Genomic DNA, 15,078 nt, shown 5'->3' with positions numbered 1-15,078 from the left:
TACATAGTTATACATGATGAGAACTAAATAATCAATTACTCACCTTTATATTTTTTGATAATTTCTTCAGAGATTGATTTTGGTACATCTTCATAATGGTCAAATACCATTGAGAACGTTCCACGACCTTGAGTGTTAGAACGTAATGAAGTTGCATAACCAAACATCTCAGCAAGAGGTACCATTGCACGTACTACTTGAGCGTTACCGCGAGCTTCCATACCTTCAACGCGTCCACGACGAGAAGTAACGTCACCCATGATATCTCCTAAGTATTCTTCAGGTATAACAACTTCTACTTTCATGATTGGTTCAAGTAGAACTGGGTTACATTTCTTAACAGCGTTTTTAAGTGCTAATGAAGCAGCAACTTTAAACGCCATCTCATTCGAGTCAACATCATGGTAAGAACCATCAAATAGACGAGCTTTAATGTCGATTAGTGGGAATCCAGCTAATACACCATTTTTAAGAGAATCTTCAAGACCTGCAGCTACAGCTGGGATGTATTCACGAGGAACAACACCACCAACGATACCGTTTTCAAACTCGAAGCCTTTTCCTTCTTCGTTTGGTGAGAATTCAATCCAAACGTGACCGAATTGTCCACGTCCACCTGATTGACGAACGAATTTACCTTCTACTTGTGCAGAAGAACGGAAAGTTTCACGGTATGCTACTTGAGGAGCACCAACGTTAGCTTCTACTTTGAATTCACGACGCATACGGTCAACGATGATATCAAGGTGAAGTTCACCCATACCACCGATGATTACTTGACCAGTTTCTTGGTCAGTATGTGCACGGAAAGTAGGATCTTCTTCAGTTAATTTAACTAATGCTTGACCCATTTTATCTTGGTCAGCTTTAGATTTTGGTTCGATTGCAATGTGGATAACTGGCTCTGGGAATTCCATAGACTCAAGAATTACTAAATTCTTTTCATCACATAGAGTATCTCCAGTTGTAGTATCTTTAAGACCTACAGCAGCAGCGATGTCACCAGCATATACTTTCGAAATCTCTTGACGAGAGTTAGCATGCATTTGTAGGATACGTCCTACACGCTCACGCTTACCTTTTGTAGAGTTTTGAACGTATGAACCAGATTCTAACGTACCTGCGTATACACGGAAGAACGTTAATTTACCAACATAAGGATCAGTCATGATTTTGAATGCAAGAGCAGCGAATGGCTCGTCGTCACTTGAAGGAACAACTTTCTCTTCATCAGAATCAGGTACAGTTCCCATGATTGCTGGTACATCTAATGGTGATGGTAAGTAGTCAATTACTGCATCAAGCATTAATTGAACACCTTTGTTTTTGAAAGCAGAACCACAAACTACTGGGTAGAATTGTACTGAACAAGTTGCTTTACGAATAGCAGCTTTTAATTCAGGAAGTGTGATTTCTTCACCTTCAAGGTATTTCATCATTAATTCTTCGTCAAGCTCAGCTACTGCTTCAACTAATCTTCCGCGGTATTCTTCAGCTTGCTCTTTGTACTCTTCAGGGATTTCAATTGTTTCAATGTCAGTACCTAAGTCATTGTTATACTTGATAGCTTTCATTTCAACAAGGTCGATAATACCCCAGAAGTTATCTTCAGCACCCATCGCTAATTGGATTGGGTGTGCGTTAGCTTGTAAACGATCGTGCAATGTTCCTACAGAGTATAAGAAATCCGCGCCGATTTTATCCATTTTGTTAACGAATACAACACGTGGAACTCCGTAAGTTGTTGCTTGACGCCATACTGTTTCAGTTTGAGGCTCAACACCAGATTGAGCATCAAGTACTGCAACTGCGCCATCAAGTACACGTAGAGAACGTTCAACTTCTACAGTGAAGTCTACGTGACCTGGAGTATCAATGATATTTACACGGTGGTTATTCCATTGAGCTGTTGTAGCAGCAGATGTGATAGTGATACCACGCTCTTGCTCTTGCTCCATCCAGTCCATTTGTGAAGCTCCTTCATGAGTTTCACCGATTTTGTGAATACGACCAGTGTAATAAAGGATACGCTCAGTAGTCGTTGTTTTACCAGCGTCGATATGAGCCATGATCCCGATATTACGAGTGTTATTTAAGGAGAACTCTCTTGTCATAAGGGTTCTTTCTCCCTTCCAATTTGTAAGTAGGATTTTTTATTGTATAAGAAAAAGTTATTCCTATACATATTTCATGTTATTAAGTTAAGCACTACAAGCAAAGAACTTTCATGTCATCCTAAGTTATGTAATCCGACGTTCACCTATTCAAACTAGTAGACTAGTTTAAAAATAGGTGAACGACTTAACCAACATTCATTATGTGCAGAAATAACTAAAATGCTTTTAATCTTACCAACGGTAGTGAGCAAACGCTTTGTTCGCTTCTGCCATTTTGTGTGTATCTTCACGTTTCTTAACTGCAGCACCTGCGTTGTTAGCTGCATCAAGAATTTCGTTAGCTAAACGCTCTTCCATCGTTTTTTCTCCACGAAGACGAGCATAGTTAACTAACCAACGAAGACCTAAAGTTGTACGACGCTCAGGACGTACCTCAACTGGTACTTGGTAGTTAGAACCACCAACACGACGAGCTCTAACTTCTAGAACTGGCATGATATTTTTAAGAGCTGCTTCGAATACTTCCATTGGTTCTTTACCAGAACGTTCTTGGATTAATTCAAAAGCTCCGTATAAGATAGCTTGAGATTTTCCTCTTTTTCCGTCAATCATCATTTTGTTGATTAAACGAGAAACTAATTTTGAATTATAAAGTGGATCTGGCAATACATCTCTTTTTGCAACAGGACCTTTACGTGGCATGTGATTTCCTCCTTTCGACTAGTTGTTATCTATTACTTCTTAGCTGCTTTTGGTCTCTTAGTTCCGTATTTAGAACGACCTTGCATACGCTTGTCAACACCTGCAGTATCTAACGCACCACGAACGATGTGATAACGTACCCCTGGTAAATCTTTTACACGTCTTCCACGAATAAGAACAACACTGTGCTCTTGTAAGTTGTGTCCGATACCTGGGATATAAGCAGTTACCTCGATTTGGTTAGTTAAACGTACACGAGCATATTTACGTAATGCTGAGTTCGGTTTCTTTGGAGTCATAGTACCAACACGAGTACAAACACCACGTTTTTGTGGAGCTGATAAATCAGTTGATTTTTTCTTTAATGAGTTGAAACCTTTGTTTAATGCTGGTGATTTTGATTTCCATACTTTAGAAGTACGTCCATTACGCACTAACTGGTTAATAGTAGGCATGAGTTTTTTCCTCCCTTCACATATTTATAAGACCACACATCCAGGTGGTTCATAATTAGTTGAAAACAAAGTTTTTGCAAGAAGGAAGGAATCTTCCTTCTCACAAAAACAGTTTTAACTGTATATTCCTAAATTAGCCCCGGGTCTAACCTGCTAAGATTAGCAGTGCTATTGTCTAGGAGCAACCTTGAATATCTTATCATTTTTCATCATTTGATGTCAACTCAAGAATGAAAATATTTTAAGTTTTATTTTTCAACTAAAACTTCTTCGTTCATTTCAACTGATTCGTTTACATCTTTTACAAGATCAACTTTACGGTATCTGTTCATACCTGTACCAGCTGGAACCAACTTACCTATAATAACATTCTCTTTTAATCCTAGCAACTCATCACGTTTTCCTTTGATCGCAGCGTCTGTTAACACACGCGTTGTTTCTTGGAATGACGCAGCTGATAAGAATGAGTCTGTTTCTAATGATGCTTTTGTAATACCTAATAATAATGGACGAGCAGTTGCTGGTTGTTTACCTGCAAATAAAGCTTCTTTATTCGCTTCAGTAAACTGATGTAATTCCAATAATGTACCAGGAAGTAACTCAGTTTCCCCTGCATCCATTACACGAACTTTCTTCAGCATTTGACGAACCATTACCTCTACGTGTTTATCGCCAATTTCTACCCCTTGCATACGGTATACTTTTTGAACTTCACGTAGTAAGTATTCTTGAACAGCATTTGTACCTTTTACTTTTAATAGCTCTTTCGGATCAATAGAACCTTCAGTCATTACTTGACCGCGTTCAATTCTTTCACCTTCTTGAACTTTTAATCTAGCGCCATATGGAACTGGATAGCTTCTAGATTCAACTGAACCTTCAACAATAATTTCTTGCTTGTCTTTTGCATCAGTTGAAATCGAGATAACACCATCAATTTCAGATATAACCGCTTGACCTTTAGGATTACGCGCTTCAAATAGCTCTTGAATACGAGGTAAACCTTGAGTAATATCGTCTCCTGCTACCCCACCTGTATGGAATGTACGCATTGTTAACTGAGTTCCTGGTTCACCGATTGATTGAGCAGCAATGATACCAACTGCTTCACCAACTTCAACTTCAGCACCTGTAGCTAAATTGCGACCATAACATTTTTTACATACTCCGTGGTTCGTATTACATGTAAACGCAGAACGGATATTAACTTCTTCAATACCAGCATCGATAATTTCACGAGCTAAGTCTTCTGTAATTAAATCGTTCTCTTGAGCAAGTAATACACCAGTTTCTGGGTGACGTAGAGTTGCACGTAAATGACGACCTACTAGGCGATCGTATAGACCTTCAATAATTTCGTTACCTTCTTTAATTGCTTTTACATGTAAACCACGATCAGTACCACAGTCATCTTGACGAACGATTACATCTTGTGCAACGTCTACTAGACGACGAGTTAGGTAACCTGAATCGGCTGTTTTAAGTGCAGTATCGGCAAGACCTTTACGAGCACCATGTGTTGAGATGAAGTATTCAAGTACCGTTAAACCTTCACGGAATGAAGATTTGATTGGTAACTCAATAATACGTCCAGCCGGGTTGGCCATTAGACCACGCATACCTGCAAGCTGAGTGAAGTTCGATGCGTTACCACGGGCACCAGAGTCACTCATCATAAAGATAGGGTTTCGTTTATTTAATGAAGCCATCAGTTTTCCTTGAATTACATCCTTCGCGTCACTCCAAATTGCGATTACACGATCGTAACGCTCATCTTCTGTGATTAATCCACGTCGGAATTGCTTCAATACTTTATCTACTTTTTCTTGTGCCTCAGCAATAATTTGTTGCTTCTCCGGTAATACGATGATGTCAGCAACACCTACTGTGATTCCAGCTTTAGTAGAATGTCTAAATCCAAGATCCTTCATGCGATCAAGCATTTTTGATGTTTCAGTAATTTTGAAACGTTTAAATACTTCAGCAATGATATTTCCAAGAATTTTCTTTTTGAAAGGAGCAATTTCTTCTCTACTTTCAATAATTTCTTTCACATTTGCACCTTTAGAAACAAAATACATCTGCGGAGTTTCTTTTTCAAGGTTACTCTGCGTTGGTTCATTAATATAAGGGAACGATGTAGGTAAGATTTCATTGAAGATCAGCTTACCAACAGTTGTGATTAATAATGAATTATTTTGTTCTTCAGTAAATGTTTCGTTATTTAACGTTCCAGCCGCAACAGCAACACGAGAATGTAAATGTACATAACCGTTTTGGTATGCGATTAACGCTTCATTGATATCTTTAAATACCATACCTTCACCGACAGCGCCTGCACGCTCAAGCGTTAAGTAATAGTTACCTAATACCATATCTTGAGATGGTGTAACTACTGGTTTACCATCTTTCGGATTCAGGATGTTTTGTGCTGCAAGCATTAGAATACGAGCTTCTGCTTGAGCTTCACTTGATAACGGTACGTGAACAGCCATTTGGTCACCGTCAAAATCGGCATTGTATGCAGTACATACAAGTGGATGTAGACGAATCGCACGGCCTTCTACTAGAGTAGGTTCGAACGCTTGGATACCAAGTCTGTGAAGAGTTGGGGCACGGTTTAGTAACACTGGGTGCTCACGAATAACCGATTCTAATACATCCCAAATTTCTGGGTGTAAACGCTCGATTTTACGTTTTGCACTCTTAATGTTATGTGCTAACCCACGCTCTACTAATTCTTTCATCACGAATGGCTTGAATAATTCAATTGCCATTTCTTTTGGTAGACCACATTGATACATCTGTAAGTTTGGTCCTACAACGATAACCGAACGGCCAGAGTAGTCAACACGTTTACCAAGTAAGTTTTGACGGAAACGTCCTTGCTTACCTTTAAGCATGTGAGAAAGTGATTTTAATGGACGGTTACCTGGTCCAGTAACTGGACGGCCACGACGACCATTGTCAATTAACGCATCAACTGCTTCTTGAAGCATACGTTTTTCGTTTTGAACGATGATACTTGGAGCACCAAGGTCTAATAAACGTTTTAAACGGTTGTTACGGTTAATTACACGACGATATAAATCATTTAAATCTGAAGTAGCAAAACGTCCACCATCCAATTGAACCATTGGACGTAATTCAGGTGGAATAACTGGAAGTACATCAAGGATCATCCAAGATGGTTCATTACCAGAGTTACGGAATGCTTCTAATACTTCTAATCGTTTAATTGCTCTTGTACGACGTTGTCCTTGAGCAGTTTTTAATTCTTCTTTTAAAGAATCAACATCTTTTTCAAGGTTAATGTCGCTTAAAAGCTTTTTAATTGCTTCAGCACCCATGGATGCTTGGAAAGTTTGACCATAGCGCTCACGATAAGCACGGAATTCTTTCTCAGAAAGCAATTGTTTCTTTTCTAAAGGCGTATCACCTGTTTCAGTTACAACATAAGAAGCAAAGTAGATAACTTCCTCCAAAGCTCGAGGGGACATGTCTAAAACAAGTCCCATTCGGCTTGGAATACCTTTGAAATACCAAATATGTGAAACTGGAGCAGCTAATTCAATGTGACCCATACGTTCACGACGTACTTTTGCACGAGTTACTTCAACTCCACAACGATCACAAACTACACCTTTATAACGTACACGTTTATATTTACCGCAATGACATTCCCAATCCTTTGTAGGACCGAAAATACGTTCACAAAAAAGACCATCTTTTTCAGGTTTTAATGTACGGTAGTTAATTGTTTCAGGTTTTTTAATTTCCCCGTATGACCACGAGCGAATTTTGTCAGGCGATGCAAGTCCGATCTTCATATACTCGAAATTATTTACATCTATCAAGGGGCCTACCTCCCTTTCTGTCCTAAGGTTTTACCCAATACTTATTCTTTTACGTATTCCATATCCATCGCTAAATGTTCTGAAGCTTGATCATCGTCATCTTCAGTATCGCGCATTTCGATTTCCTCATCTGTAGCAGACATCATCTTAACATCCATACCTAGAGATTGTAATTCCTTAATTAATACTTTGAATGATTCAGGAACACCTGGCTCAGGTACGTTTTCGCCTTTAACGATTGCTTCATATGTTTTCACACGTCCAACAACGTCATCAGACTTAACTGTTAAGATTTCTTGTAGTGTATAAGCAGCACCGTATGCTTCAAGTGCCCATACTTCCATCTCACCAAAACGTTGTCCACCAAATTGTGCTTTACCACCAAGTGGTTGTTGCGTAACAAGTGAGTATGGTCCAGTTGAACGAGCATGTAACTTATCGTCAACCATGTGCGCAAGTTTGATCATATACATGACACCTACAGATACACGGTTATCGAACGGCTCACCCGTACGTCCATCATATAGTACAGTTTTAGCATCACGTGCCATACCAGCTTCTTCAATCGTACCCCAAACATCTTCCTCACGCGCTCCATCAAATACAGGAGAAGCAACATGAATGCCAAGATATCTAGCAGCCATACCTAAGTGTAACTCTAATACCTGACCGATGTTCATACGAGAAGGTACCCCTAATGGGTTTAACATGATATCAACTGGCGTTCCATCTGGTAAGAATGGCATATCTTCTTCTGGTAAAATACGGGAGATTACCCCTTTATTACCATGTCGTCCAGCCATTTTATCCCCTTCAGAGATTTTACGCTTCTGAACGATGTAAACACGAACAAGTTGGTTAACTCCTGGTGGTAATTCATCACCGTTTTCACGAGTGAATACTTTAACATCAAGAATAATTCCGCCTCCACCGTGTGGAACACGTAAAGAAGTATCACGAACTTCACGAGCTTTTTCACCAAAGATTGCATGAAGTAGACGTTCTTCAGCAGTTAATTCAGTAACCCCTTTAGGTGTTACTTTACCAACTAATAAATCACCATCTTTAACTTCTGCACCAATACGGATAATTCCACGCTCATCAAGATTTTTAAGAGCATCTTCACCAACGTTTGGAATATCACGAGTGATTTCTTCTGGTCCTAATTTAGTGTCACGAGCTTCTGACTCATATTCTTCAATATGAACTGAAGTGTAAACATCTTCTTTAACAAGACGGCGACTCATAATGATCGCATCCTCATAGTTGTAACCATCCCATGTCATGAATGCTACAAGTACGTTACGTCCAAGAGCTAATTCACCTTTTTCCATAGAAGGTCCATCTGCAAGAATTTCACCTCTTACTACTTCGTCACCAACACTTACGATTGGGCGTTGGTTATAACAAGTACCTTGGTTTGAACGTACGAATTTTAACATACGATATTTATCAAGGTCACCTTTAACTTTTTGTCCATCAACTTCTGAGTAACGACGTACCCAAACTTCTTTCGCTTCAACACGTTCAACGATACCAGGGTGTTTACAGATTACTGCAGCACCAGAGTCTTTCGCTGATACATATTCCATACCTGTTCCCACGATTGGAGACTCAGGGTTTAATAATGGAACTGCTTGACGTTGCATGTTCGCTCCCATTAGGGCACGGTTTGAATCGTCATTCTCTAAGAAAGGAATACATGCTGTCGCAGCTGATACTACTTGTTTTGGAGATACATCCATATAGTCGATACGTTCACGTTTAACAACAGTGTTGTCTCCACGGAAACGAGCTACTACATCCTCATCTAAGAAACTACCATCTTCACCTAAACGAGCATTCGCTTGGGCTACAACGTATAGATCTTCTTCATCAGCTGTTAAGTAATCAATTTTATCAGTAAGACGGCCAGTTTCAGAATCAACACGACGGTATGGTGTTTCAATGAAACCAAATTGATTTACTTTCGCATAAGAAGAAAGTGAGTTAATTAATCCGATGTTCGGTCCCTCAGGCGTCTCAATCGGACACATACGACCATAGTGAGAGTAATGAACGTCACGTACTTCGAATCCAGCACGTTCACGTGTTAAACCACCTGGTCCTAGCGCTGATAGTCTTCGTTTGTGAGTTAATTCTGCTAGTGGGTTTGTTTGGTCCATGAATTGAGATAACTGTGAGCTACCAAAGAATTCTTTAATTGAAGCAATTACAGGGCGAATATTAATTAACGCCTGTGGAGTAACTGCGTTTGTATCTTGAATTGACATACGTTCACGAACTACACGTTCCATACGAGATAAACCGATACGGAATTGGTTTTGAAGTAATTCTCCAACTGAACGTAAACGACGATTACCTAAGTGGTCAATATCGTCTGTGTCTCCTACGTTATGTAGTAAGTTAAAGAAGTAAGAAATCGAAGCGATAATGTCAGCAGGTGAAATATTTTTCACACTTTTGCTTACATTAGCATTTCCAATGACTTGAATTACTTGTTCGCCATCGCCTTCAACTGGTGCATAGATTTTAATAGATTGTAAATTAATCTCTTCTTCTAGTACGCCACCTGCAGGTTGAACTACTTTTTCACCGATATTCTTCTCTAAGAACGGAAGAATTCTATCTAACGTACGACGATCAAGAGTTGTCCCTTTTTCTACAATAATTTCACCAGTTTCTGGATCCACTAAAGTTTCAGCGATACGTTGATTAAATAGTCGGTTTTTAATGTGTAATTTTTTATTGATTTTGTAGCGACCTACGCTAGCTAAATCATAACGCTTCGGATCGAAGAAGCGAGTAATTAATAGGTTTTTTGCATTTTCTACTGTAGGTGGTTCACCCGGACGTAGTCTCTCATAGATTTCAAGAAGCGCTTTTTCAGTGCTATCTGTATTATCTTTTTCAAGTGAGTTACGTAGGTATTCGTTTTCGCCTAATAAGTCCAGAATCTCTTGGTCTGTACCAAATCCAAGCGAACGTAGTAAGACAGTAACAGGTAATTTTCTTGTGCGGTCAATACGTACATATACTACGTCTTTCGCATCCGTTTCGTACTCTAACCAAGCACCACGGTTTGGAATAACTGTAGCTGTATAACCTTTTTTACCGTTTTTGTCGATCTTTCCACTATAGTACACACTTGGAGAACGTACTAATTGTGAAACGATAACACGTTCAGCACCATTAATAATAAATGTGCCTGTGTCCGTCATTAATGGGAAATCTCCCATGAAAACATCTTGCTCTTTAACTTCGCCAGTTTCCTTATTTAATAGGCGAACTTTCACTCGAAGTGGAGCAGCGTAGTTAACATCACGCTCTTTTGATTCTTCTACAACATACTTCGGCTCACCTAGACTGTAATCAATGAATTCTAATGATAGATTACCTGTAAAATCCTCAATCGGTGAAATGTCTTGGAACATTTCTCTCAAACCTTCATCTAAGAACCATTGGTAAGATGCTGTTTGAATTTCAATTAAGTTAGGTAACTCTAAAACTTCACTGATACGAGCATAACTTCTGCGTTGGCGGTGTCGTCCATATTGAACTAGTTGACCTGTCAACATATTCACCCCTTAAATTTAAGAGTATTTAAAACAAAAAAATAGTAACAAATAAGCACAAAAAACCCCTTACTTGTTAAACAAAAAATAAAATGGTTTCAAAATGAAAACCATTTATTAAACTCAACGACAGTCATTTTACTATCATTTCCAAAGAATATAGAAATATACCCACTTCCAAAAAATGATTTTTGAAAATAAATATATATTGGCATTTAATAATACTATCACAAGCGAAATTTAGAGTCAATCTTTTTTACTTTTTATGATATAATACCCTTTTTCCTTTTTTACAACGTCCACTTCATCAAACAGCTCTTTTAGTAGATCTAACGCGGAAGGAGCTCCTTGCTTCTTTTGAATCACTACCCAAAGTTCACCACCAGGAAGTAATTTTTCGTGAGCTTCTCTTAAAATCGTGTGAACTACGACTTTCCCAGCTCATATTGGTGGATTTGTTAAAATCGCAGCGTATTCTCCAGTTACATTTTCATAGATACTACTTTCATAGATTTTAACATTCTCTATATTATTTACTTTAGCATTCTCTTTAGCTAATTCAATCGCTCTTAAATTTACATCGACCATTTCCACTAGTCGATTCTCATTATCTTTAGCAATCGACAATCCAATCGGACCATACCCACAGCCCACATCTAAAATCGTTCCTTCAATTCCCGGAAATGTAAATGTCTCTATTAATACTCGAGAACCAAAGTCAACTTCATTTCTTGAAAAAACTCCGGCATCAGATTGAAACTTTAACGCATTTCCTCTTAATGTAAAAGAAAATACTTTCTTATCGGTTTTGCTATTCGGTTGGTTCGTAAAATAGTGATCAGCCATTTAAATCCTTCTTCCATCTTTGATACTGATTAGTCTTCCCAATCACAACTCTATATGTACAAAAAAAGCCCGCATAAATGCGAGCTTTTGTAAAAACGATTAGAAATTACTTAACTTCTACAGAAGCGCCAACTTCTTCAAGTTTAGCTTTCATTTCTTCAGCTTCTTCTTTGCTGATTCCTTCTTTAACTGCTTTAGGAGTGTTGTCAACTAATTCTTTAGCTTCTTTTAATCCTAATCCAGTTAATTCACGAACTACTTTGATTACTTTAATTTTTTGGTCGCCAGCGCCAGCTAATACTACGTCAAATTCAGTTTGCTCAGCAGCAGCTTCAGCACCGCCACCAGCCATCATAGCCATAGGAGCAGCAGCAGTTACGCCAAACTCTTCTTCGATAGCTTTTACTAAGTCATTTAATTCTAATACAGTCATGTTTTTAACTGCTTCAATGATTTGTTCTTTAGTCATTGTTATTTCCTCCTTATATATACCTTCAATAATAGTTTTTATGCAATTTTGGCATTAAGCGCCTTGTTCTTCTTTTTGTTCTGCAACTGCTTTAGTTGCAAGAGCGAAGTTGCGGATTGGTGCTTGTAGCACGCTAAGCAACATAGAAAGTAAACCTTCGCGAGATGGAAGTTCAGCAAGAGCTTTCACTTCTTCAACTGTAGCAACGTTTCCTTCGATTACACCAGCTTTAATTTCTAAAGCATCATGTTTTTTAGCGAAGTCGTTGATTACTTTAGCAGGAGCAATTACATCCTCCGTACTAAACGCGATTGCGTTTGGACCAGTTAATGCTTCGTTTAAACCAGCTAAGCCAGCTTCTTCAGCAGCACGACGAGTTAAAGTGTTTTTGTAAACTTTGAACTCAACACCAGCTTCACGTAATTGCTTACGTAATTCAGTTACTTCAGCAACATTTAAACCACGGTAGTCAACAACAATTGTTGATTTGCTCTCACGTAATTTAGCAGCTACTTCAGATACAACTTGTTTTTTTGCTTCTAATACTGCGCTCATTTATTACACCTCCTGTGGGTTTTAGTGTGTATACCGCAAAAGTGTAACTCATAACAAAACCTCCACGAATTTTTCAAAAAAAGACATGGAGGCTGTATATGCACGAATTTATCAGTTATACACCTCGGCAGGATATTAAGCTTACGCACCTACTGTCTACGGTAGTCTATTTAATTAGCAAGACAATCTCCATTATAGAGAGTTCTTGTCGAATTGTCAACTTTGTTTTTTATCTTAGAAACTAGCTGGATCTACTTTGATACCAGGGCCCATAGTTGAAGTGATTGCTACGTTCTTCATGTATGTTCCTTTAGCAGCAGCAGGTTTAACTTTAACCATAGTTTCGAAGATTGTTGTAAAGTTTTCTACTAACTTTTCGTTTTCGAAAGATACTTTACCGATTGGTACGTGAATGTTACCAGCTTTATCAACACGGTATTCAACTTTACCAGCTTTGATTTCGTTAACAGCTTTAGTTACATCAAATGTAACAGTTCCTGTTTTAGGGTTTGGCATTAAACCTTTAGGTCCTAATACACGTCCTAATTTACCAACTTCAGCCATCATGTCTGGAGTTGCTACTACTACATCAAAGTCGAACCAACCTTTTTGGATTTTAGCGATCATTTCAGCATCGCCTACGAAATCAGCACCAGCAGCTTCAGCTTCTTTAGCTTTTTCACCTTTAGCGAATACTAATACACGTTGTACTTTACCAGTACCGTGTGGAAGAACTACTGCACCACGAATTTGTTGGTCAGCTTTCTTTGGATCTACTCCTAAACGGAATGCCACTTCAACAGTTGCGTCAAAGTTAACAGTTGTAGTTTTCTTTACTAGTTCTACAGCTTCGTTTACAGCGTAAACAGCTGTACGATCTACTAATTTAATAGCTTCTTGGTACTTTTTACCTTTGTTAGCCATGTTCTTTTCCTCCTAATGTGGTTTTAACGGATTTTCCTCCCACGAATAAAGGTTGCGATAGTACACCAAAAGCGATGTTCGCAACCTCCTCAATCACACCTTATTGAAGATGGGATTAGTCTTCAATAACGATACCCATACTACGTGCAGTACCTTCAACCATACGCATAGCAGCTTCAACTGAAGCAGCGTTTAAATCAGGCATTTTAGTTTCAGCAATCTCACGTACTTTATCGCGTTTTACTGTTGCTACTTTTTTACGATTTGGTTCACCAGAACCAGACTCGATACCAGCCGCTACTTTAAGAAGTACAGCAGCAGGAGGAGTTTTCGTAATAAACGTAAACGAACGATCTTCGAATACTGTGATTTCAACAGGAATAATTAAACCAGCTTGGTCAGCTGTACGAGCGTTGAACTCTTTACAGAATCCCATGATGTTAACACCTGCTTGTCCTAATGCAGGACCAACTGGTGGTGCTGGGTTTGCTTTTCCTGCAGGAATTTGCAATTTTACCATTTTAATTACTTTTTTAGCCACGAGACACACCTCCTTAAGTCCGTGATGTGGTAATAGGGATTCACCCTCCCACTCATATCGTTTGCATTCTCATGCATATTCTTATACAGAAGTTAATACCATCTAATCGATGCATATTGACCTTTAAAAGTCTAACACTTTCAAAATAAAAAAGCAAGGTCTAGTATTATAATTTTTCTACAAGATGTAAATCTAGTTCTACAGGCGTTTCTTTATTAAAGAACTCTACTAGCACTGTAACTTTTTTCTTTTCAAAATCAATTTCTTTTATTGAACCAGTGTAATTAGCAAATGGTCCTTCTTTTAAACGAACAACTTCATTTACTTCTAAATCGAAATCAATTACTTGTTCATCAAGACCCATATGTTTAAGGATATGTGTGATTTCTTCTTCTAACAGAGGTGTCGGCTTTGAACCTGAACCCGCTGAACCAACAAACCCTGTTACACCTGGTGTATTACGTACAACATACCATGAATCATCCGTCATAACGATTTCAACTAAAACGTAACCAGGAAACACTTTACGTTTTGTAACTTTTTCTTTACCGTTCTTCATTTCAACTTCTGATTCTTCAGGAACGATTACTCGGAAAATCTTATCTTGCATTCCCATTGTTTCTACACGCTTTTCTAGATTAGCTTTTACCTTATTCTCATATCCTGAATAAGTATGAACAACATACCAACTTTTTTCCATTTTAGAGGACTAAGTCCTTCCCTCCCCGGTCAACTTTCTTTGCAAATTAAAAAACCCGTTACCGGGCTTTTCTTTAAACATTATCATTCATTATAGCACATTTAGTTTTAACTTATTCAAGAATAAGTCGGATTAACTCAGAAATTCCTGTATCAAGCACAGCAAAGAATAATACAAAGACAACAACTGTAGCTACAACTGTCACCGTTGAATTAACTAATTCTTTTCTTTTAGGCCAAGAAACTTTCTTCATTTCGCTTTTTACATCGCGAAAAAATTTACCGATACGACCCATTGACGCAACCCCCAATATATACTTGTTTAGAGAAATGCGTAA

General features: G+C 38.4%; 11 protein-coding genes, 1 pseudogene and 1 other annotated feature. All 12 genes and pseudogenes read right to left on the bottom strand.

What is annotated here, in order from left to right; genetic code table 11:
• Positions 1 to 35: 35 nt before the first annotated feature.
• Positions 36 to 2,114 carry an elongation factor G gene (gene fusA, locus CAB05_RS20340; protein ID WP_088003790.1) on the bottom strand — a complete coding sequence of 693 codons (2,079 nt, stop codon included), beginning with the start codon at positions 2,112 to 2,114 and terminating at the stop codon, positions 36 to 38.
• A 234-nt stretch (positions 2,115 to 2,348) separates the two neighbouring features.
• A complete protein-coding gene (gene rpsG / locus CAB05_RS20335; protein WP_088003788.1) occupies positions 2,349 to 2,819 on the bottom strand; it encodes a 30S ribosomal protein S7 in 471 nt (156 codons plus the stop codon).
• A gap of 32 nt (positions 2,820 to 2,851) precedes the next feature.
• Positions 2,852 to 3,274, bottom strand: coding sequence for a 30S ribosomal protein S12 (gene rpsL, locus CAB05_RS20330; RefSeq protein WP_088003785.1), 423 nt, complete (start codon positions 3,272 to 3,274; stop codon positions 2,852 to 2,854).
• A gap of 248 nt (positions 3,275 to 3,522) precedes the next feature.
• Positions 3,523 to 7,131 carry a DNA-directed RNA polymerase subunit beta' gene (gene rpoC / locus CAB05_RS20325; protein ID WP_088003782.1) on the bottom strand — a complete coding sequence of 1,203 codons (3,609 nt, stop codon included), beginning with the start codon at positions 7,129 to 7,131 and terminating at the stop codon, positions 3,523 to 3,525.
• A 41-nt stretch (positions 7,132 to 7,172) separates the two neighbouring features.
• A complete protein-coding gene (gene rpoB, locus CAB05_RS20320) occupies positions 7,173 to 10,706 on the bottom strand; it encodes a DNA-directed RNA polymerase subunit beta (protein ID WP_088003779.1) in 3,534 nt (1,177 codons plus the stop codon).
• A gap of 246 nt (positions 10,707 to 10,952) precedes the next feature.
• Positions 10,953 to 11,552 (bottom strand): annotated as a pseudogene (locus CAB05_RS20315) (class I SAM-dependent methyltransferase).
• A 106-nt stretch (positions 11,553 to 11,658) separates the two neighbouring features.
• On the bottom strand, positions 11,659 to 12,021 hold the full coding sequence (gene rplL, locus CAB05_RS20310) for a 50S ribosomal protein L7/L12 (RefSeq protein WP_088003775.1): 363 nt from the start codon (positions 12,019 to 12,021) through the stop codon (positions 11,659 to 11,661).
• 54 nt (positions 12,022 to 12,075) lie between these two features.
• Positions 12,076 to 12,576: a 50S ribosomal protein L10 gene (gene rplJ / locus CAB05_RS20305; protein ID WP_088003772.1), complete on the bottom strand. Its 501-nt coding sequence runs from the start codon at positions 12,574 to 12,576 to the stop codon at positions 12,076 to 12,078.
• A gap of 44 nt (positions 12,577 to 12,620) precedes the next feature.
• Positions 12,621 to 12,756, bottom strand: a sequence feature (ribosomal protein L10 leader region).
• A 54-nt stretch (positions 12,757 to 12,810) separates the two neighbouring features.
• Positions 12,811 to 13,500: a 50S ribosomal protein L1 gene (rplA, locus tag CAB05_RS20300; protein ID WP_088003769.1), complete on the bottom strand. Its 690-nt coding sequence runs from the start codon at positions 13,498 to 13,500 to the stop codon at positions 12,811 to 12,813.
• A 115-nt stretch (positions 13,501 to 13,615) separates the two neighbouring features.
• Complete coding sequence (gene rplK / locus CAB05_RS20295) at positions 13,616 to 14,041, bottom strand: 50S ribosomal protein L11 (RefSeq protein ID WP_142283142.1); 426 nt, start codon at positions 14,039 to 14,041, stop codon at positions 13,616 to 13,618.
• 166 nt (positions 14,042 to 14,207) lie between these two features.
• Positions 14,208 to 14,741 carry a transcription termination/antitermination protein NusG gene (nusG, locus tag CAB05_RS20290; RefSeq protein ID WP_088003763.1) on the bottom strand — a complete coding sequence of 178 codons (534 nt, stop codon included), beginning with the start codon at positions 14,739 to 14,741 and terminating at the stop codon, positions 14,208 to 14,210.
• A gap of 112 nt (positions 14,742 to 14,853) precedes the next feature.
• The gene (secE, locus tag CAB05_RS20285; RefSeq protein ID WP_088003760.1) at positions 14,854 to 15,036 is read right to left on the bottom strand and encodes a preprotein translocase subunit SecE; all 183 of its coding nucleotides are present in this window, start codon (positions 15,034 to 15,036) and stop codon (positions 14,854 to 14,856) included.
• Between the last annotated feature and the right edge of the window lie 42 nt (positions 15,037 to 15,078).

It is taken from the genome of Gottfriedia solisilvae (assembly GCF_002128405.1).
Taxonomy (GTDB): domain Bacteria; phylum Bacillota; class Bacilli; order Bacillales; family Bacillaceae_G; genus Gottfriedia; species Gottfriedia solisilvae.
The sequence above is the reverse complement of the archived record's forward strand: the minus strand, read 5'-3'. Positions and strand labels throughout refer to the sequence as shown.

What these genes read in the sequence shown, in the direction of transcription:
- rplA (WP_088003769.1), bottom strand. Translation starts at nt 13,500, where the DNA reads ATGGCTAACAAAGGTAAAAAGTACCAAGAAGCTATTAAATTAGTAGAT.
- rplL (WP_088003775.1), bottom strand. Translation starts at nt 12,021, where the DNA reads ATGACTAAAGAACAAATCATTGAAGCAGTTAAAAACATGACTGTATTA.
- secE (WP_088003760.1), bottom strand. Translation starts at nt 15,036, where the DNA reads ATGGGTCGTATCGGTAAATTTTTTCGCGATGTAAAAAGCGAAATGAAG.
- fusA (WP_088003790.1), bottom strand. Translation starts at nt 2,114, where the DNA reads ATGACAAGAGAGTTCTCCTTAAATAACACTCGTAATATCGGGATCATG.
- rplJ (WP_088003772.1), bottom strand. Translation starts at nt 12,576, where the DNA reads ATGAGCGCAGTATTAGAAGCAAAAAAACAAGTTGTATCTGAAGTAGCT.
- rpsG (WP_088003788.1), bottom strand. Translation starts at nt 2,819, where the DNA reads ATGCCACGTAAAGGTCCTGTTGCAAAAAGAGATGTATTGCCAGATCCA.
- rpsL (WP_088003785.1), bottom strand. Translation starts at nt 3,274, where the DNA reads ATGCCTACTATTAACCAGTTAGTGCGTAATGGACGTACTTCTAAAGTA.
- nusG (WP_088003763.1), bottom strand. Translation starts at nt 14,741, where the DNA reads ATGGAAAAAAGTTGGTATGTTGTTCATACTTATTCAGGATATGAGAAT.